The sequence below is a fragment of the Amycolatopsis sp. NPDC114505 genome, from assembly GCF_055633615.1.
Map to the genome: position 1 here is coordinate 724,128 of NZ_JBVKDV010000003.1, position 18,412 is coordinate 742,539.

14 protein-coding genes are annotated in these 18,412 nt (G+C 72.7%); 5 read left to right on the forward strand and 9 right to left on the reverse strand.

The window, feature by feature from the left end; translation table 11 throughout:
* Positions 1 to 8: 8 nt before the first annotated feature.
* Positions 9 to 3,572, reverse strand: a complete 3,564-nt coding sequence (metH, locus tag ACZ7OU_RS32635; protein ID WP_470258160.1) for a methionine synthase — start codon at positions 3,570 to 3,572, stop codon at positions 9 to 11.
* A gap of 38 nt (positions 3,573 to 3,610) precedes the next feature.
* Here metH and ACZ7OU_RS32640 point away from each other — a divergent pair, with 38 nt between their 5' ends.
* Positions 3,611 to 4,516: a PAC2 family protein gene (locus tag ACZ7OU_RS32640; protein WP_470244282.1), complete on the forward strand. Its 906-nt coding sequence runs from the start codon at positions 3,611 to 3,613 to the stop codon at positions 4,514 to 4,516.
* A gap of 4 nt (positions 4,517 to 4,520) precedes the next feature.
* On the opposite strand, the gene ACZ7OU_RS32645 is transcribed toward ACZ7OU_RS32640, so the two are convergent.
* Positions 4,521 to 5,456 (reverse strand): phosphotriesterase family protein, encoded by a 936-nt coding sequence (locus ACZ7OU_RS32645; protein WP_470258161.1) that lies wholly within the window; start codon positions 5,454 to 5,456, stop codon positions 4,521 to 4,523.
* Positions 5,457 to 5,494: 38 nt separating this feature from the next.
* Here ACZ7OU_RS32645 and ACZ7OU_RS32650 point away from each other — a divergent pair, with 38 nt between their 5' ends.
* Positions 5,495 to 6,043, forward strand: a complete 549-nt coding sequence (locus ACZ7OU_RS32650; protein ID WP_470258162.1) for a CGNR zinc finger domain-containing protein — start codon at positions 5,495 to 5,497, stop codon at positions 6,041 to 6,043.
* On the opposite strand, the gene ACZ7OU_RS32655 is transcribed toward ACZ7OU_RS32650, so the two are convergent.
* Genes ACZ7OU_RS32655 through ACZ7OU_RS32665 form a run of 3 tightly spaced genes read right to left on the reverse strand, consistent with a single transcriptional unit; the run spans position 6,038 to position 8,681 of the window.
* A complete protein-coding gene (locus ACZ7OU_RS32655) occupies positions 6,038 to 6,871 on the reverse strand; it encodes a metallophosphoesterase family protein (protein WP_470258163.1) in 834 nt (277 codons plus the stop codon). The two genes, ACZ7OU_RS32650 and ACZ7OU_RS32655, sit on opposite strands and share 6 nt — an antisense overlap.
* The gene (locus ACZ7OU_RS32660; protein WP_470258164.1) at positions 6,835 to 8,097 is read right to left on the reverse strand and encodes an MFS transporter; all 1,263 of its coding nucleotides are present in this window, start codon (positions 8,095 to 8,097) and stop codon (positions 6,835 to 6,837) included. Before ACZ7OU_RS32660 ends, ACZ7OU_RS32655 begins: the two co-directional genes overlap by 37 nt.
* A complete protein-coding gene (locus ACZ7OU_RS32665; protein ID WP_470244287.1) occupies positions 8,094 to 8,681 on the reverse strand; it encodes an ArsR/SmtB family transcription factor in 588 nt (195 codons plus the stop codon). Before ACZ7OU_RS32665 ends, ACZ7OU_RS32660 begins: the two co-directional genes overlap by 4 nt.
* Positions 8,682 to 8,826: 145 nt before the next feature.
* Between ACZ7OU_RS32665 and ACZ7OU_RS32670 the strand changes: the two genes are divergently transcribed.
* Both ACZ7OU_RS32670 and ACZ7OU_RS32675 read left to right on the forward strand, forming a co-directional pair.
* Complete coding sequence (locus ACZ7OU_RS32670; RefSeq protein WP_470258165.1) at positions 8,827 to 9,303, forward strand: MarR family transcriptional regulator; 477 nt, start codon at positions 8,827 to 8,829, stop codon at positions 9,301 to 9,303.
* 158 nt (positions 9,304 to 9,461) lie between these two features.
* Positions 9,462 to 11,093 (forward strand): ABC-F family ATP-binding cassette domain-containing protein, encoded by a 1,632-nt coding sequence (locus tag ACZ7OU_RS32675; RefSeq protein WP_470258166.1) that lies wholly within the window; start codon positions 9,462 to 9,464, stop codon positions 11,091 to 11,093.
* A gap of 52 nt (positions 11,094 to 11,145) precedes the next feature.
* Here the strand turns inward: ACZ7OU_RS32675 and mshC are convergent, their stop codons facing one another.
* Positions 11,146 to 12,384: a cysteine--1-D-myo-inosityl 2-amino-2-deoxy-alpha-D-glucopyranoside ligase gene (mshC, locus tag ACZ7OU_RS32680; RefSeq protein WP_470258167.1), complete on the reverse strand. Its 1,239-nt coding sequence runs from the start codon at positions 12,382 to 12,384 to the stop codon at positions 11,146 to 11,148.
* 71 nt (positions 12,385 to 12,455) lie between these two features.
* A complete protein-coding gene (locus ACZ7OU_RS32685) occupies positions 12,456 to 13,214 on the reverse strand; it encodes a MerR family transcriptional regulator (RefSeq protein ID WP_470258168.1) in 759 nt (252 codons plus the stop codon).
* A 125-nt stretch (positions 13,215 to 13,339) separates the two neighbouring features.
* Between ACZ7OU_RS32685 and ACZ7OU_RS32690 the strand changes: the two genes are divergently transcribed.
* Positions 13,340 to 14,656, forward strand: coding sequence for a hypothetical protein (locus ACZ7OU_RS32690; RefSeq protein ID WP_470258169.1), 1,317 nt, complete (start codon positions 13,340 to 13,342; stop codon positions 14,654 to 14,656).
* A 304-nt stretch (positions 14,657 to 14,960) separates the two neighbouring features.
* Here the strand turns inward: ACZ7OU_RS32690 and ACZ7OU_RS32695 are convergent, their stop codons facing one another.
* Both ACZ7OU_RS32695 and ACZ7OU_RS32700 read right to left on the reverse strand, forming a co-directional pair.
* Complete coding sequence (locus ACZ7OU_RS32695; RefSeq protein ID WP_470258170.1) at positions 14,961 to 16,925, reverse strand: vWA domain-containing protein; 1,965 nt, start codon at positions 16,923 to 16,925, stop codon at positions 14,961 to 14,963.
* Positions 16,922 to 18,319, reverse strand: a complete 1,398-nt coding sequence (locus ACZ7OU_RS32700; protein WP_470258171.1) for an ATP-binding protein — start codon at positions 18,317 to 18,319, stop codon at positions 16,922 to 16,924. Before ACZ7OU_RS32700 ends, ACZ7OU_RS32695 begins: the two co-directional genes overlap by 4 nt.
* Positions 18,320 to 18,412: the final 93 nt, after the last annotated feature.

Genomic DNA, 18,412 nt, shown 5'->3' on the forward strand with positions numbered 1-18,412 from the left:
GAGTCTCCTCAGGTGTTGAAGTACTTGGCTTCCGGGTGGTGGCAGACGATCGCGTCGGTCGACTGCTCGGGGTGCAGCTGGTACTCCTCGGACAGCTTCACGCCGATGCGGCCCGGCTCGAGGAGCGCGACGATCTTCGCCCGGTCCTCGAGATCGGGACAGGCGCCGTAGCCCAGTGAGAACCTGGCTCCACGGTAGCCGAGCTTGAAGAAGTCCTCGACGTCCTCGGGGTCCTCTGAGGCGACCGCCACACCGCCCGGCAGGGTCAGCTCGCCGCGGATGCGGCAGTGCCAGTACTCGGCCAGCGCCTCGGTGAGCTGGACGCCGAGGCCGTGCACCTCGAGGTAGTCGCGGTAGGCGTCGGCGGCGAACAGCTCGTTGGCGTAGTCGGCGATGGGCTGCCCCATGGTGACGACCGTGAATGGCACGACATCGACCTCACCGCCGGAGCCGCTCTCGTGCGGCCGGTAGAAGTCGGCCAGGCAGAGCCGCCGGTCGCGGCGCTGCCGCGGGAAGGTGAAGCGCAGCCGCTCGGGCGCGGCCGGCTCCGGCTCGGTGAGCACGACCAGGTCGTCGCCCTCGGCGACGCACGGGAAGTAGCCGTAGACGACGGCCGCGTGGGCCAGGACGCCGTCCGCGGTCAGCCGGTCGAGCCAGTAGCGCAGCCGCGGCCGTCCTTCGGACTCGACGAGCTCGTCGTACGTCGGGCCGGCGCCGCCGCGGGCCCCCTTGAGGCCCCACTGGCCCATGAAGGTCGCGCGCTCGTCGAGCATCGCGGCGTAGTCGGCGAGGGCGACGCCCTTGACCACGCGCGAGCCCCAGAACGGCGGCACTGGCACCGGGACGTCGGTCGCGACGTCGGAGCGCGCGGGCGGCGGCCCTTCGAGGGCTTCCTCGTCGGCCTTGCGGGCCTTGCGCGCCTCGGCGATCCGCAGCGAGCGTTCACGGCGTTCCTTGCGCTCCTGGCGCTTCTTGTCCGCGTCGGCGTCCACCAGGGGCGTCTCGCCGCGCTTGGCCGCCATGATCGCGTCCATCAGCCGCAGCCCCTCGAACGCGTCCCGGGCGTAGCGGACGTCGCCGGAGTAGAGGTCGCTCAGGTCGTTCTCCACATAGGACCGGGTCAGCGCCGCGCCGCCCAGGAGCACCGGCCAGCGCGCGGAGACGCCCCGGGAGTTCATCTCCTGGAGGTTCTCCTTCATGATCACCGTGGACTTCACCAGCAGCCCGGACATCCCGATCGCGTCGGCGCCGTTCTCCGCCGCCGCGTCGAGGATGGTCGTGATCGGCTGCTTGATGCCGAGGTTGACCACCTCGTAGCCGTTGTTGGACAGGATGATGTCGACGAGGTTCTTGCCGATGTCGTGCACGTCGCCGCGCACGGTGGCCAGCACGATCCGGCCCTTGCCCGTGTCGTCGCCGGTCTCCATGTGCGGTTCGAGGTGCGCGACGGCCGCCTTCATCACCTCGGCGGACTGCAGCACGAACGGCAGCTGCATCTGCCCGGACCCGAACAGCTCGCCGACGGTCTTCATGCCGGACAGCAGCGTGTCGTTGATGATCTCCAGCGCGGGCCGCTGCTCCAGGGCCGCGTCGAGGTCGTCGGTGAGGCCGTTGCGCTCGCCGTCGACGATCCGGCGCTCGAGGCGCTCGAACAGCGGCAGCGCGGCCAGCTCCTCGGCCCGCGACGCCTTCGTCGACGCCGCGCTCACGCCCTCGAACAGCGCCATCAGCTCCTGCAGCGGGTCGTAGCCCTCGCGGCGGCGGTCGTAGACGAGGTCGAGGGCCACGGCACGCCGGTCGTCCGGGATCCGCGCCATCGGCAGGATCTTCGACGCGTGCACGATCGCGGTGTCGAGCCCGGCCTGGACGCACTCGTGCAGGAACACCGAGTTGAGCACCTGCCGCGCGGCCGGGTTGAGGCCGAAGGAGATGTTCGACAGGCCGAGCGTGGTCTGGACCTCGGGGTGCCGCCGCTTGATCTCGCGGATCGCCTCGATCGTCTCGATCCCGTCGCGGCGCGACTCCTCCTGGCCGGTGGCGATGGTGAAGGTCAGCGCGTCGATGATGATGTCGGACGTCCGCACGCCCCAGTTGCCGGTGATGTCCGCGATGAGCCGGGACGCGATGTCGGCCTTCTTCGCGGCGGTGCGCGCCTGGCCTTCTTCGTCGATGGTGAGGGCGACGACGGCGGCGCCATACTCGCTCACCAGCTCCATGACCTGGGTGAACCGCGACTCCGGGCCGTCGCCGTCCTCGTAGTTGACGGAGTTGACCGCGCACCGGCCGCCGAGGCGCTGCAGCCCGGCCCGCAGCACCGGGACCTCGGTGGAGTCGAGCATGATCGGCAGGGTCGACGCCGTGGCCAGGCGCCCGGCCAGCTCGGCCATGTCGGCGGTGCCGTCGCGGCCGACGTAGTCGACGCAGAGGTCGAGCAGGTGGGCGCCGTCGCGGGTCTGCTCGCGGGCGATCTCCACGCAGTCGTCCCAGCGACCCTCGAGCATCGCGGTGCGGAACGCCTTCGAGCCGTTGGCGTTGGTGCGCTCGCCGATCATGAGCACGCTGGCGTCCTGCTTGAACGGGACCGCCTGGTACAGCGAGGCCACGCCGGGCTCCGGACGCGGCCGCCGGGGCACGGGCTTCGTGTCCGCCACCGCGGCGGCGAGCTGCCGGATGTGCTCGTCGGTGGTGCCGCAGCAGCCGCCGACCAGGCCGACGCCGAACTCGCGCACGAACCCGGTGAGTGCCTCGACCAGCGCCTCCGGCCCGAGCGGGTACACGGCGCCGTCCGGGCCCAGCTCCGGCAGGCCGGCGTTCGGCATCACCGACAGCGGCACCCGGGCGTGCTTGGCCAGCTGCCGCAGGTGCTCGCTCATCTCGGCCGGACCGGTGGCGCAGTTGAGGCCGATCAGGTCGATGCCGAGCGGCTCCAGCGCGGCCAGCGCCGCGCCGACCTCGGTGCCGAGCAGCATGGTCCCGGTCGTTTCGACGGTGATCGAAGCGAGGATCGGCACGGACCGGCCCTCGGCCGCCATCGCCCGCTTCGCGCCGATGATCGACGCCTTGGTCTGGAGGATGTCCTGGGTGGTCTCGACGATCACCGCGTCGACGCCGCCGGCCAGCAGACCGCGGACTTCCTCCTGGTAGGCGTCACGCAGCGTGGTAAAGGGCGCGTGGCCGAGCGTCGGCAGCTTCGTGCCGGGGCCGGCCGAGCCGAGGACGAACCGCGGGCGGTCCGGCGTCGCGAATTCGTCGGCGGTCTCGCGGGCCAGCCGCGCGCCGGCTTCGGCCAGCTCGAAGATCCGGCCGGTGATGTCGTACTCGGCGAAGTTCGCGAAATTGGCCCCGAAAGTGTTGGTCTCGACGGCGTCCGCGCCCGCCTCCAGATAGCCCCGGTGGACCGAGCGGACCACGTCCGGCCGGGTGACGTTGAGGATCTCGTTGCAGCCTTCGAGACCGGCGAAGTCGTCCAGGCTCAGGTCGTGGGCCTGCAGGGCGGTGCCCATCGCCCCGTCCGCCACCAGGACACGCGAGCGAAGGGCTTCGAGGAACTGCGACGACACCCGGTCGGACATGCTGAACAGGGTAAGGCCGGTGGTCGTAGGCTGGTCCGGTGAGTGAGCCCGTCGACGAGACCCCGCGGCCGCCTGGCGACCGCCCCGAACCCACCCGGCCAGTGATGGTCGTCGCCTTCGAAGGCTGGAACGACGCAGGTGACGCGGCCAGCCGGGCGGTCGAGCACCTGCAGCTCAACTGGGACGCCACGCCACTGGCCGAACTGGAGCCCGACGAGTACTACGACTTCCAGGTCAGCAGGCCCACGGTCCGGATGGTCGACGGCGTCACCCGCCGCGTCGACTGGCCGACGACAACGCTGTCGGTGTGCCGTCCCGACGGGTTCGACCGCGACGTGGTGCTCGTCCAGGGCCCCGAGCCGAACATGCGCTGGCGCGCCTTCTGCGCCGAGCTGCTGGAGCACATCAAGCAGCTGGACGTCGCGACCGTGGTGACGCTCGGCGCGCTGCTCGCCGACACCGCGCACACCCGGCCGGTCCCGGTCACCGGGACGGCGTACGACAAGGACACCGCGTCGCTCTACGGGCTCGAGATGAACAACTACCAGGGCCCGACCGGCATCGTCGGGATCCTCCAGGACTACTGCGTGCAGGCGGGCATCCCGGCCGTGTCGATCTGGGCCGCGGTCCCGCACTACGTGTCGCACCCGCCGTCCCCGAAGGCGACCCTCGCCCTGCTGCACAAGCTGGAGGACATCCTCGACGTCGAGATCCCGCTGGGCGCCCTGCCCGAGCAGTCCGAGGAGTGGCAGCGCACGGTCAGCGAAATGGCCGACGAGGACGAAGAGATCAGCGAGTACGTCCGCAGCCTCGAAGAGCGCGGGGACGCCCAGAGCGAAGTCGAACCTGAAGAGGTCAGCGGCGACAAGATCGCCGCCGAGTTCGAGCGCTACCTGCGCCGCCGCGGCCGAGGCGGCGGACAGGAAGGCTTCGGCCTGCGCTGAGTCTCTATTTCAGCCAGCTGGTGGCGAACGCCCGCGCGGGGTTCGCCACCAGCATGGCGGTGACGACGTCGCCGCCGAGCTGCTTGGTCAGCCGCGGCGCGAGGTTCGTGAGCAGGTAGGACGCTCCCGGCTCGTGGCGGGCCGCTGCGGTCGTCGTGTCGCCGCCCAGCAGGATCCGGCCGCCGTGCCCGGCTTCGACCAGCGCTTCGAGCCCGTCGAAGAGCCGCCAGTCGGTCGCGTGGTTGGCCCGCGACGGGCCGTCGAACCCGAGGAAGACGCCGGTCTCGGCGATCGCGCGCTGCAGCGGCGCGTCCGGGTTGCGGTTGAGGTGCCCGAGGATCACCCGTTCGGGCGGCACGTCCAGCTTCTCGCACAGCAGCTCGGCCACTTCGAGGGCCGCGGTGCCCAGTTCGAGGTGCACCGCGATGGTCGCGCCGGTCTCCTGGTGGGCGATCGCCGCGGCGGTGAGCGTCAGCCGCGCGTGCGAGTCGATCGTGTGGAACGCGCCGGCCACCTTGACCAGCCCGGCGCGCGGGCCGGTCCGCGGCTCGTCCGGCAGGTCGGCGGGCTGGGTGCCCTCGGTCAGGTCGGCGACGAAGACGCGGACCAGGTCGTCGACGACGCGGCTCAGGATCACCGGCGCGTAGTGCTCGGCGCGGTGCAGGCCCGTGGCCGCCACGATGTGCACCCCGACCTCGCCCGAGATCCAGGCCAGCTCGCGGGTCCGGCGCGTGAGGCCGTACGGCGTCCACTGCACCAGCGCCTGGCCGCCGGCGCTCCGGAAGGCGAGCAGTTCGTGCGCGGCTTCGGTGGGGTCGTCCAGCTCCTGGCCGGGCAGCAGCTTCGAGGCGAAGAAGAGGTGGTCGTGCGCGTTCGTCACGCCCAGTTCGGCCGGATCGATGTCGCCGAGCACCGTCCGGACCTTCGGTTCACCGGTCACGCCGCCGAGTGTAACGCCTGAGGCGTTACGATGGCGAGGTGTCCGAAGACTTCCGCCTCGACATGGGCGCACCCTGGCTGAACCTGCTCGCCACCCGCGGCCGTCACTTCGGCGCGCAGCCGGTCGAGCGGATCCCGACGGTGGAGCGGCTGCGCGACTGGCTGGCGCTCGTGGAGCTGACGCCACTCGCGCCCGTCACACACGCCGACCTGCGCGAAGCCCACCGCCTCCGCGAGGTGCTGCGCGAACTCGCGCTGGGCGCGGTCGACGGGGTCGCGCCGCGAGCCGACCAGGTGACCCCGCTGACGGCGTTCCTCAAGACCGAGCCGATGCACCTGGCCGCGCTCGACCGGCTGCACCGCAGCGCGCCGCCGACGGCGTCGGACGCCTTCGCCCGGCTCGCCCATCAGGCGGCCGACTGGCTCACCGGACCGCTGCGCGAGGACCTGCGGGCCTGCCCGGAGCAGGACTGCCGGGGCGTGTTCGCCGACCCGGGCGGGCGACGCCGCTGGTGTCCCTCCCCCGCCTGCGCCAGCCGGGGCCGGGTGCGCGCGCTCAGGGAACGGCGGCGCACCGAAGACTCATGACGGCCAGAGGATCCGGCGCATCGGCACGGCGCCCCGCGCCCGCTTCCGCCACTCGCGCGGGTAGCCGAGCGACACCTCTTCGAACCGCACGCCGTCGGCCTCGGTCGTGCGCGGGATGTGCAGGTGGCCGTAGACGGCGATCTCCGCGCGGTAGCGGATATGCCAGTCCTCGGTCTTCGTGGTGCCGCACCACAGCGCGAAGTCCGGGAAGTACAGCGGTGCGGTCGGGTGGCGGTGCAGCGGCCAGTGCGACATCAGGATCGTGCCGTGGTCCTCGGGGATCGCGTCGAGGCGCTCGGTGCTGATCTTGAGCCGGTCCGCGCACCACGCCTGCCGGCTCGGGTACGGGTCCGGGTGCAGGAAGTACTCGTCCGTGCAGACCACCCCGGCCGCCCTGGCCTGGCTCAAGGCTTCCTCCAGGGACTTGCCCTCGGCCGCGGGGGTCCGCCAGCTGTAGTCGTAGAGCAGGAACAGCGGCGCGATCGTGAGGGGCCGCCCGCCCTGGTGCCAGACCGGGAACTCGTCTTCCGGGGTGAGCACGTCGATCGCGCGGCACTGCTCGACGAGGTATTCGTAGCGGGCCTGGCCGCGAAGCTGGCAGTCGTCGTTCTTCGTGGTCCACAGCTCGTGGTTGCCCGGTACCCAGACGACCTTCGCGAACCGCTCCCGCAGCGTCTTCAAGGTCCCGATGGTCGCCTCGGCCCGCTCGGCCACGTCCCCGGCGACGAGCAGCCAGTCGCCGGGCGTCTCCGGGACGACGTCGTCGAGGATGGGGCCGTTGCCCTCGTGGGTCACGTGGAGGTCGCTGGTGGCGAAGAGGTGCGGCACCCCTCCACCGTAACCATCGAAGTCGGGGAAGTTCCGCGAAACCCGCGCTTCCGGGCCAGCATGAGCATTCCGGCGAAGACGTAGATGCCCGCCTGGATGTTCAGCAGCAGCGCCGGTCCGGTCGTCGCGACCAGCGTGCCCGCCAGCAACGCCCCCACCGTCGTGAACGTCGCGATCGCGGCGAACGCCGTGCTCAGCACCCGGCCGGCCCGCTCCGGGGCCACCGCGCTCTGGATCTCCGACAGCACCCCCGCGCCCGCGGCCACGCCCGGCGCGCCGACCAGGACGAACAAGCCCACGTACAGCCCGAGCGCGGTCGTCACCAGGTACAGGTTCCAGATCACCGCCGACAGCAGGCCCAGCCCGATCGAACCCCAGCCGAGCAGCGCCGCCGGTGCCACCCGCCGCGCCACCGTGGCCAGCGCGAACCCGGCCGCCAGCCCGCCGATCGCCTGCACGCCCCGCAGCAGGCCCGCGTCGGCTTCGCTGCCGCCCAGCACGTCCAGGACGTAGACCACGAACAGCACCAGGAACATGCCCTGCGCCAGGGAGGTGAACACGACCGCGAGCCCGGTCCGCCAGAGCCGGCGGTTGCGCGTGAGCTCGCGCAGACCGTCGAGCCAGGCCCGCACCACCGGTTCGGGCGCGGCGGCCGGCACGGGTGCGCTCACCCGGCGGAACGGCTTGGCCAGCAGCGCCGCCGCCACCGCCAGCACCACCAGGTAGCCGGTGACGACGTGCGCGAGCCCGCCGAAACCGAGCAGCGCCCCGCCCGCCCAGCCGCCGGCCAGCCGCGCGACGCTGCCGTTCACGCTCATCAGCCCGTTCGCCCCGGTGACCTCCTCGATGCCGACCAGCTCCGGCACCAGCGCGTTGCGCGCCGGTTCGAACACCGACGCCAGCGCCGCCTGGGCGGCCATCACGGCGTACACGACGACGACGTCGGGCTCGGCCAGCAGCGGCAGCGCCACGACGGCCAGTCCGCAGCAGACGCCGAACAGCACGGCCCGCCGGTTCCAGCGGTCGGCCACGACGCCCGCGACCGGGCTCAGCAGCACCGCGGGCAGCAGGCCGAGCACGATGCTCAGCGCCGTCGTCGCGGCGGAGCCGGTGCGCTGGAAGACGTACAGCGGCAACGCCACCTGCAACATCCATTCGGCCGTCTCGCCGAAGAACGCGGCCACCCACAACCGCGCGAACGCCGGAACCCCCAGCAGCTGCTTCATTCCTCCGCCTTCCCCGAGTGTTCGATGCGCGGGAACGCCCGCAGGCCGACGTGCACCGGGCGCGCGCCCGCCGGCGCGTCGGTCCGGATGGCCCCGACGTAGGGCCGGACCAGTGCGTCGATCGCGTCGGTCAGCCGGGTCAGCTCCTCCGGCGTGACGCGCAGCGAGTAGGAGATGAGCCCGGCCGCCGCCCGCCAGGCCGGGTCCAGGTCGTCCATCGAGTCGAGGTAGCGCTGGGTCAGCTCCTGCTCGTTGGCCAGCGTCGCGCCGACCACCCCGAGCTGGGCCGCCCGGCGGACCGGGTCGTCGTCGATGTCGCCCAGGTCGAGCCCGACCTGCCGGGCGCGCCACGGCCGCTCCCGCCCGTCGTCGCCCTCGGCCCGCTCGACCAGGCCGAACTGCGCGAGCTGACGCAGGTGCCAGCTGCAGTTCGACGCCGTCGAGCCGACCGCTTCGGCGCACTCGCTCGCGGTGCGCGGGCCGACCGAGGTCAGGTGGTGCAGCAGCGCCGACCGCAGCGGGTGGGACAGCGCGCGCAGCAGCTCGACGTCCTCGATCCGCTTGCGCGGCGGCAGCTCGGCCATCTTCGTCCTATCTGAAAGAGTTGTTTCGAAAGTTTTCTTTCATAGTTGGTCCCGCCTGCGGGTTTGTCAAGCGGCTCCGCTATCGTTCGCGGGGCAGTCACTGCGCAAGGCAGTGACTGCTTCGTCACCCGACCTTGGATGGACGTTGCCCGACCAGCGCGAACTCGCCACCGCCGCCGCCCTCGCCCTCCCCCGGTTCGTGGGTTCGACCGCGCTCTTCCACGCCGCGGTCGCCGAGCGGATGGCCGTCACCCCGACCGAGCTGCACTGCCTGCACCTGCTCCACGGCGGGGTCAGCGACTCCCCGACCGAGCTCGCGCGGCTGCTCGGGATCTCCACGGGCGCGTTCACGCGGCTGCTCGACCGGATGGCGCAGCACCGCCTCGCCGAGCGCGCCCCGGACCCGGCGGACCGGCGCCGGCTCGTCGTCCGGCCGCTGCCCGACCGGATGGCCGAGCTCGCCGAGCTGTACGCGCCGATGGCGCGGTTCGTCGGCGAGCGGCTGGCGCGGCTGGACCGCCGTCAGCTGACCGCCCTCGTCGGGTTCCTCACCGACGGCACCGCCGCCGCCGAACAGGCGTCGGGGAACCTGCCGGATGTGACCCAGGCCATAACCAGTTGACTAACTCTACGGTTGTTGCGTTAACCTGGCTCCACTATGAAGAACTGAACCGCGCCCATCCCGCTTCCGAGGCGGTACCCGGTCGAGCCTGACGCTCCCGCGTGCCACGACGCCCGGCGGGATTTCCGCTTCTCTTCATCCGGGCCCGGTGATCGCACATGTCCACCCTCTTTCCGTTGCAGGCCAAGGACGTCGTCTTCGGCTACGGCACCCGCGTCGTCCTCGACGGCATCACGCTGACCGCCTCGGCCGGGCAGCGGCTCGGCCTGGTCGGCGAGAACGGCACCGGCAAGTCCACGCTGCTGCGGCTGCTGGCCGGGCTCGAAGAACCGCGCTCCGGCGAGGTCCGCCGCGGCCCGGACGTCGGGTTCCTGCTGCAGGAGCTGCCGTTCGCCCTGGACGCGACCTTCGCCGACGTCCTCGACGACGCGCTCGCCGAGATCCGCGCGGCCACCGCCCGGCTCGACGAGCTGACCGCGGCGATGACCGACCGGCCCGACGACGAAGGCGTGCTCGACGAGTACGGCCGCGTCCTGGACTGGGCGCAGGCCCACGACCTGTGGGACGCCGACCGCCGCGCGAAGCTCGTCTGCGACGGGCTCGGCCTCGGCGGCGTCGAACCCGACCGGCGGCTGGGCACGCTGTCGGGCGGGCAGCGATCCCGGCTGGGCTTGGCCGCGCTGCTGATCCGGCGGCCGGAAACCCTGCTGCTGGACGAGCCGACCAACCACCTCGACGACGCCGCGATGGACTTCCTGGAGCGCCACCTCACCGAGCTGACCGGGATCGTCGTGCTGTCGTCGCACGACCGGGTGTTCCTCGACGCCGTCTGCACCGACATCGTCGACCTCGACCCGGCCGCGGCCGACCGCCAGGCCGGCGGCGCGGTCCGCTACGGCGGCAGCTACTCCGACTACCTCGGGCACAAGAAGGCCGAGCGGGCGCGGTGGGAGCAGCGCTTCGCCGAAGAACAGGAGGAGCTGAAGGAGCTGCGGGAGACCGTCGCGGTCACCGCGCGCGACGTCGCCTACGGCCGCGCGCCCCGCGACAACGACAAGTTCATCCACAAGTTCAAGGGCGCCCGCGTCCAGAAGACGATCTCGCGGCGGGTCCGCGACGCCGAGCAGCGGCTCGAGCACCTCGAACGCGACCAGGTGCGCAAACCCCCGGCACCGCTGCGGTTCCGGGCGGAGCTCACCGGTCACGCCAGCGGCGACGGACCCGCGATCTCGGTGCGCTCATTCGAGGTGCCGGGTCGGCTGAGCCTGCCGCGGCTGGACGTCGGCGCGTCGGCCCGGCTGCTCGTCACCGGCGGGAACGGCGCCGGGAAGTCGACGCTGCTGTCCGTGCTGGCGCGGCGGCTCACGCCCGCGGGCGGCGCCGTCCACTTCGGACACGGTGTGCGCGTCGGCCTGCTGGAGCAGGACGTCACGTTCGCCGAGCCGGAGCGCACGGCGGCCCGGGTGTACCGGGACGCGCTCGGCGAGGACGCTCCCCCGCTGAGCCGGCTCGGCCTGCTGGCTTCCCGGGACCTGCGGCAGCCGGTGGGCGCGCTTTCGGTGGGCCAGCGCCGCCGGCTCGCACTGGCGGTGCTGCTCGCCGACCCGCCGGACGTGCTCCTGCTGGACGAGCCGACGAACCACATTTCGCTGACCCTGGCGGAAGAACTGTTCACGGCCCTGGAGACGGCGCCGGGCGCGGTCGTCATCGCGTCCCACGACCGGTGGCTGCGCCGGGACTGGTCGGGCGATCACCTGGAGCTGGCCGCCGGCCGGCCCGTGGCGGTATAGGTCGTTATACACGAGGAGGGCCCGGCACCGTGCCGGGCCCTCCTCGTGGTCGTCAGAGGGTGATGCCGAGCAGGCCGTCGACGGCGTCGCGGATCAGGCCGGGCGCCGCCGGGTCCGTGCCGTCGCGGCGCAGGGCCTCGCTCGCCCACGCGTCGATCGCCGCCAGGGCCTTCGGCGTGTCGAGGTCGTCGGAGAGGTGGTCGCGCAGCCGGGAGATCGTGTCCTCGGCGGACGGTCCCGTGGGCAGCGAGACGGCCTCGCGCCAGCGGGCCAGGCGGGCCTCGGCCTCGGTCAGCAGGGTGGCGGTCCAAGCGCGATCGGAGCGGTAGTGGCCGGCGAACAGCGCCAGCCGGATCGCGCCCGGGTCGATCTGGTCCGCCCGCAGCCGCGAGACGAACACCAGGTTCCCGCGCGACTTCGACATCTTCTCGCCGTCGAGGCCGATCATCCCGGCGTGCACGTAGTGGCGGGCGAACGGCCCGTCCTTGGCCACGGCCTCGGCGTGCGCCGCGCTGTACTCGTGGTGCGGGAAGATCAGGTCCGAACCGCCGCCCTGGAGGTCGAACCCGAGGCCCAGCCGGTTGACCGCGATCGCGCTGCACTCGATGTGCCAGCCCGGGCGGCCCGCGCCCAGCTCGGACTCCCACGACGGCTCGCCCTCGCGGGCCACGCGCCACAGCAGCGCGTCCAGCGGGTGGCGCTTGCCGGCGCGGTCGGGGTCGCCGCCGCGCTCGGCGAAGAACTTCCTCATGGTCGGCTCGTCGTAGTTCGACTCGTAGCCGAACCTGCCGGTCGCCGAGTGGTCGAAGTAGACGTCCGGGAACTCCGGGTCGTCCGCCCGGTAGGCGGCGCCGTTCGCGAGCAGCTTGGCGATGACCTCGACGATCTCGGGGATGCTCTCCACCGCGCCGACGAACTGCTTCGGCGGCAGGACACGCAGGGCCACCATGTCCTCGCGGAACAACGCCGTCTCGCGCATGCCGAGCACGACCCAGTCGTCCTGGTCGCGCGCGGCCCGCTCCAGCAGCGGCTCGTCGATGTCCGTCACGTTCTGCACGTAGTGGACGTCGTGCCCGTTGTCCCGCCACACGCGGTTCACCAGGTCGAAGGCCAGGTACGTCGCGGCGTGCCCCAGGTGCGTCGCGTCGTAGGGCGTGATGCCGCAGACGTACATCCGGGCGGTGGCGCCGGGCGCGGTCGGGCGGATCTGCCCGGTGGCCGTGTCGTGGAGCCGCAGCGGGCGGGGGGTGCCGGGGATGCGGGGCACGTCGACCGATGACCAAGTCTGCATACCCCCGACTGTAAGCGCTCCCCCCGGCGCCCTCCCGCCCGGTGGGACTCCTCCCCCACCTGGAGCAGCGGTTACTGCCGGCGTGCGATGTTCGCCACGATGGCGTCGCGGACGAACTCCCCGACGCCCGGCCGCTGCTCGTCCGCCCGGACCAGGAACCCGAGCTGCACCGGCTCGGTCACGTACAGCTCACCGATCCGCCGCTGCGTCTCGTACGAGCACTCGCCCATGACCCGGGCGAGCATCACCCGGTGCTCCTCGGCGAGGTCCGTCGCCTCGGTGCCGTCCGGCGCGCCACCCGCGTCCAGGACGGCTCGCAGACGGCGGACCCAGTCCTGGCGGGCCGCTTCCCCGGCCGCCAGGTCCTCCTTGGACGGTGGGGTCGCGCCCTGCCACTCGGGCGTGTCACCCCACCGCCGCGCGGCCTCTTCCGCGTAGCCGTCCGGCTCGCGGAACCCGCCGAACACTTCGAACTTCTCCTCGGGCGTCAACGCGTTGCCCATGGCTCTCGCCTCCATCGCGCGATCGACGGCCGCGACCATCCGCCCCAGTTCGCCCATCCGCGCGACCAGCAGCTCCCGCTGCCGCTTCAGGTGCGCGCCGGCGTCGATACCGGGGTCGTCGACGAGGGTCGCGATCGTCTCGAGGGGGAACCCGAGCTCCCGGTAGAACAGGATGCGCTGCAACCGGTCGAGATCGTCGTCGTCGTAGCTGCGGTACCCCGAGCTCGTCCGCCCGCTCGGGGTGAGCAGGCCGATCTCGTCGTAGTGGTGCAGCGTCCGGACGGTGACCCCGGCCAGCGCGGCGACCTTGCCCACGGGATGCCCCATCGTTTCCCCTCCTCTGCGGCCTTCCGGCCCTTCCGAAGACCACCGTGGTGCCTCACGCGACGTGAGAGTCAAGCGTCACCCTTCCGTAGCCGTCGCGCCGCGGCGAGCGCGGTTAGCCTGGCTCGATGAGCACGGAGGTCGCGGTGGGCAGCGCGGGCGCCGTGATCGTCCTGGCCGCGCTGGTCGTCGTGGTGCTGCTGCGGCGCCGGAAACCCAGGGTCCCCGCCGCGCCCCCGGTTCTCGGTGACGTCCCCCGGGAGCCGCTGTCCGCCGTGCACCGGGATTCGCTGCTGGCCAAAATCGAGGAGACGTTCGCCGCGGGCCGGTTCTGCGTCCTGCGCGGCGGAAGCGGCGTGGGCAAGACTCACCTGGCCGCCGCGTTCGCCCGCGACTGCCGTTCGCCCGTGGTGTGGGTGGCGGACCCCGCGAACGCCGACCTCGCGTACGCGAAGCTGGGCGGTGCCGACGCCGAAGCGGGCCTGGCGTGTCTCGACGGCCTCGACGACGCTCTCGTGGTCTTCGACGGCGCGACCGACCCGGACGCGCTCAACCGCTGGCTGCCCGCCCGAGCCAGGGTGCTGGTCACGACGACGGTGCCGGACTTCGAAATCCTCGGCGGCACGGTCCCGGTCGGCGGGTTCGACGAAGCCGAAGCGATCCGGTTCCTCGGCGCGCGAGCGGGCCGTGACCCCGACGAGGCCACTGTGGACGTCGTCCGCGAGCTGGGTTGCCTGCCGCTGGCGCTGGCCCAGGCGGGCGCGGTGATCCGGCGGCAGGGTTTCGCGGGCTACTTCGACCGGCTGCCGCACACGCCGCCGCTGGAGCGGGAGCCGGGCGAGACCCACCCGGCCTGCGTCGAGGACACGACGCTCGCCGCGCTGCGGATGGTGGCCGCCCGGGACAGCCGCGCCCAGGTCGTCGCCGAGCTGCTCGCGGTGCTGGCGCCGCGGGGCACGCGCCGAGCGCTGGTGCACCGAGCGGGGCCGGACCCGGTGGCGGTGGACGCGGCGCTCGCCGGCCTGGCGGGAGCCTCCCTGACGGAGTTCGACGTGCGCGGCGACGTGGTCGTGATGCACCGGCTGACCCAGCGAGCGGTACTCGGCCGGCTGCACGCGGAAGAGCGGCTGGCACCGGCGTTGGACCGAGCGTTCGACGTGGTCGAGGCCCCGGCGCCCGACCTCGTCGGCCATTCCGCGGCGCTGTGGCGGCACTTCCGCGCGCTGCCGTCCGCCGAGCTGGCCCCGCGGCTGAGCCGGATCCTGCGGCTGCGGCGCCGGTCGGTCGAGGTGCTGGCCGAGGCGGGTGCGGTAGCCCAGGCCCGCGCGCTGGGCCGCGAGGTGCTCGCGGACCACCACGCGTACCTGCCGGCCGGGCACGAGGACACCGCCCTCGCCGCCCGGTCCCTGCACCGGGTGGGTGGGCGGGTTCCCCGGGCCGGTTGAGCTCGGCCAACTGGCGTGCCGAGGACATCGAGGTCGGGCGCGATCTCGCATCAGCGGCGCCAAGGCCTTACCCACGCGGGCCTTGGACCGGCCCCGAGCGGGCTCTCGCAGCGCAGGGCGCGCTGGTTGTCCCCGACCACCGCTGCGCCAGGATCACCCAGGTCCGACGGCCGCCCGGCCAGGCTCCCAAGCCGGCCGAGCCCCGCCCATCAAAGGCGCGGAGGCCCTTCCAAGCCAGTTCCCCGACTGCCGCAGCGCCCGGACCAACCGGGTCCGGTGCGATCGCCCGACCAGGCGGCAGGCCCTACCGGCGCCGGGTGCGCAGGTAGTCGCCCACCACCGCGGCACCCAACCCATCCAGGTCCGGGGCGACCACCCGGCCGCCCGAGCGGCGGGCGATCACGTCCACGAACGCCGTCAACCTCGGGTCGTCGCCCAGGCGGAACACCGTCACCGACGCCCCCAGCTTCGCCAGGCGATCCACTTCGGACAGTGTCTTGTGGAGGGTCCTCGGCTGCGGCGGGTAGTCGAAAACCGCTTCGCCGTCCGGTTCGAGATGCGCGGTCGGCTCGCCGTCGGTGACCATCAGGACCACCGGCTGGGCGTCCGGGTGCCGGCGCAGGTGCTGACCGGCCAGCAGCAGCGCGTGGTGGGCGTTCGTGCCCTGCTCCCACGCACCCTCCAGCCCGATCAGCTCCGGCAGCTCCACCGACATCGCGTGCCGCCCGAACGTGATCAGCTGCAGCGCGTCGTTGCGGAAGCGCGTGCTGATCAGCTGGTGCAGCGCCAGCGCCGTGCGCTTCATCGGCAGCCAGCGGCCCTCCTGGACCATCGACCACGACGTGTCGACCAGCAGCGCCACCGCCGCGCGCGACCGGTGTTCCGTCTCGACCACTTCGACGTCCTCGACGTTCAGCCGGACCGCGCTCTCCCCCACCGATACCGACCGCAGCACGGCGTTGCGGATCGTCCGCGGCACGTCCCAGGGCTGCATGTCCCCGAACCGCCACGGCCGCGACGCGCCGGTGGGCTCGCCCGCCGCACCCGCCGACTCCGTCTCGCGGTCGCCCGTCTTGCCTCGCAACGCGTTCACGATGTCGGACAGCGCCGTCTCGCCCAGGCGCCGCAACGCCTTGGGCGACAACCGGAGCGTCCCGTCGGCGGCCCGTTCGAACAGGCCCTGGCGGCGCAGCTCACGCTCCAGTTCGGACAGTCGCCGCGCGTCGACGCCGGCGTCCTTGCCCAGCTGACGCTCGAGCGACTCCAGGTCGATGTCCTCCAGCCGCGCGCCGGGGTAGGACTGGCCGAGCTGCTCGGCCAGCGCGTCCAGCTCGGCGAGATCCGCCATCGCCTGGGCGCCTTCGCCCATGCCCAGCGGGTTCTTGCCGCGGAAGCGCTCCGAACCCGTCCAGTCCTCACCGGGCCGGGCGGCCTGAAGCTGAGCGTCCAAATTGGCCAGCTGCTGCGCGAGCCGCGGGTCGCCGAACGCCTGCTGGGTCAGCTCGGCCAGCTCCGCCCGCTGCTCGGCCGACATCGAGTTGAGCATCCGCTGGGCCGCCGCCGACCGCTCGGCGAGCGCGTCGATCAGCTCCTCGACGTTGCGCGGGTTCTCCGGGAAGAACTCGCCGTGCTTGCCCATGAAGTCGTCGAAGCGCTTCTGGATGTCCTCGGCGCCCCGGGCGTGGGCCGCGAGGAGGTCGTTGAGGTCGGAGAGCATCTCGTTGATCCGCTCGACGTCCTCGGGCCCGGCGTTCTGCAACGCCTGCTTCATGCCCTGGAAGCGCGACTCCATCAGCTCCTGGCCGAGCAGGTCCCGGATCTTCTGGTAGTTCTCGCGCCCTTGCTCCGACCGCCAGTCGTACTCGGAAAGCTCGTTCACGGCCGCGGCGGTACCCGGCGGCAGCGCGTCCAGCTGAGCCTCCCGAAAACGCGCTTCGTCGTCCGGGTCCGGGAACAGCTCACGCCGTTCCGCGTCGAGAGCTTCGGACAGGAGGCGCTGAACCTCCTGCAGGGTGCCGTCGAGGTTGTTGCGCCGCTGGATCTGCGACCGGCGCTGCCACAGGCGCCGGGTCAGCTCGTCGAGGCCCGACGTGCGCTCGGTGCCGCGCCGGAGCAGTTCCTCCAGCGCGGACCGCGGCGACGAGCCGGCCATGACCTCGCGGCCGATCTCGTCGAGCGCGTCACGCAGGTCGGCCGGCGGCGCGAGGGGATCCGGCCCGTCGTGCCACGGGCCGTAGGAGTAGCCGTCGGGGAGCGGGACCGCGGTCATCGGCCGTAGACGGTCGTCGCGTCGTCGGAGTCCTTGGCGAGCCGCCGGGCCAGGAACAGCGATTCGAGCGCGAGCTCGACGGCGGCCGCGATCCGGCCGGCGGGTTCGTCCGGCGAGACACCGGCCCGCCGGGCGACCTCGTGCAGCACCGGGAGCTCCGGCAGGGCCTTGAGGACGTCCGCGCCCGGCACGCGCTCGCCGGTGGCGACCAGGTGTCCCTCGGCGACGGCGTCGGCCAGCGGCCGCAGGTCCAGCCCGGCGAACCGTTCGCGGGCGGTCTCGGCGATCGCGCGCCGCAGCAGGTGCACGAGGTGCTCGATCTCGCGGCCTTCTTCGCCGGGCTCGAACTCGATCTTGCCGCGCAGCACCGACGGGACGGCGTCGAGGTCGACCGGCCGGGCCACCGCGGGCTCTTCCCCGGTCAGCGCGGAACGCCGCAGGGCCGCGGCCGCGACGGTCTCCGCCGCGGCGACGGCGAACCGGGCCGACACGCCGGAGCGCTGGTCGATGACCGGCGATTCGCGGAGGTTCCGGACGAACCGGGCGATGACCTCCAGCAGCGGCTCGCCGACCTCGGCGACGAGGTTCGCCTCCTGCCGGACGACGGCCACCTCCGACTCGACGTCGAGCGGGTAGTGGGTGCGGATCTCGGCGCCGAAGCGGTCCTTGAGCGGGGTGATGATCCGGCCGCGGTTGGTGTAGTCCTCGGGGTTCGCGGTGGCGACGAGCAGGACGTCCAGTGGCAGCCGCAGCGTGTAGCCGCGGACCTGGATGTCGCGCTCCTCCATCACGTTGAGCAGGGCGACCTGGATGCGCTCGGCGAGGTCGGGCAGCTCGTTGATGGCGACGATGCCGCGGTGGGCGCGCGGGACCAGGCCGAAGTGGATGGTCTCGGGGTCGCCCAGGCTGCGGCCTTCGGCGACCTTCACCGGGTCGACGTCGCCGATCAGGTCGCCGACGGAGGTGTCCGGCGTGGCGAGCTTCTCGGTGTAGCGCTCGGAGCGGTGGCGCCAGGCGACCGGCAGCTCGTCGCCGAGCTCCGCGGCGCGCCGGATCGACGCGGGCGTGATCGGCTGCAGCGGGTGTTCGCCCAGCTCGGAGCCCTCGATGACGGGCGTCCACTCGTCGAGGAGGCCGGCGAGGGTGCGGAGCAGGCGGGTCTTGCCCTGGCCGCGTTCACCGAGCAGGACGACGTCGTGGCCGGCCAGCAGCGCGCGTTCGAGCTGCGGCAGCACGGTGCGGGAGAACCCGACGATGCCGGGCCAGGCGTCTTCGCCCGTTTTCAGGGCGTCGAGGAGGTTGTCGTGGATCTCTCGAGCGATGGGCCGCGGCTCGTACCCGGCCGCGCGCAGGGCCCCGGCGGTGCGGGGAAGAGCGTCTGGAACTGCGTTCACCCGTTCGACGCTACTGCCGGATCGGCGGTCCGTCGATGTGGAGCGACTCCAGCGTGGGCGCGCTGCCGGATGGTGGGACGGCCCGGTAAAATA

Bases quoted from the DNA above. Each gene is read 5' to 3' on its own strand.
- metH (WP_470258160.1), bottom strand. From the start codon at position 3,572: ATGTCCGACCGGGTGTCGTCGCAGTTCCTCGAAGCCCTTCGCTCGCGT.
- ACZ7OU_RS32660 (WP_470258164.1), bottom strand. From the start codon at position 8,097: ATGAAGCAGCTGCTGGGGGTTCCGGCGTTCGCGCGGTTGTGGGTGGCC.
- ACZ7OU_RS32665 (WP_470244287.1), bottom strand. From the start codon at position 8,681: ATGGCCGAGCTGCCGCCGCGCAAGCGGATCGAGGACGTCGAGCTGCTG.
- ACZ7OU_RS32675 (WP_470258166.1), top strand. From the start codon at position 9,462: ATGTCCACCCTCTTTCCGTTGCAGGCCAAGGACGTCGTCTTCGGCTAC.
- mshC (WP_470258167.1), bottom strand. From the start codon at position 12,384: ATGCAGACTTGGTCATCGGTCGACGTGCCCCGCATCCCCGGCACCCCC.
- ACZ7OU_RS32685 (WP_470258168.1), bottom strand. From the start codon at position 13,214: ATGGGGCATCCCGTGGGCAAGGTCGCCGCGCTGGCCGGGGTCACCGTC.
- ACZ7OU_RS32690 (WP_470258169.1), top strand. From the start codon at position 13,340: ATGAGCACGGAGGTCGCGGTGGGCAGCGCGGGCGCCGTGATCGTCCTG.
- ACZ7OU_RS32695 (WP_470258170.1), bottom strand. From the start codon at position 16,925: ATGACCGCGGTCCCGCTCCCCGACGGCTACTCCTACGGCCCGTGGCAC.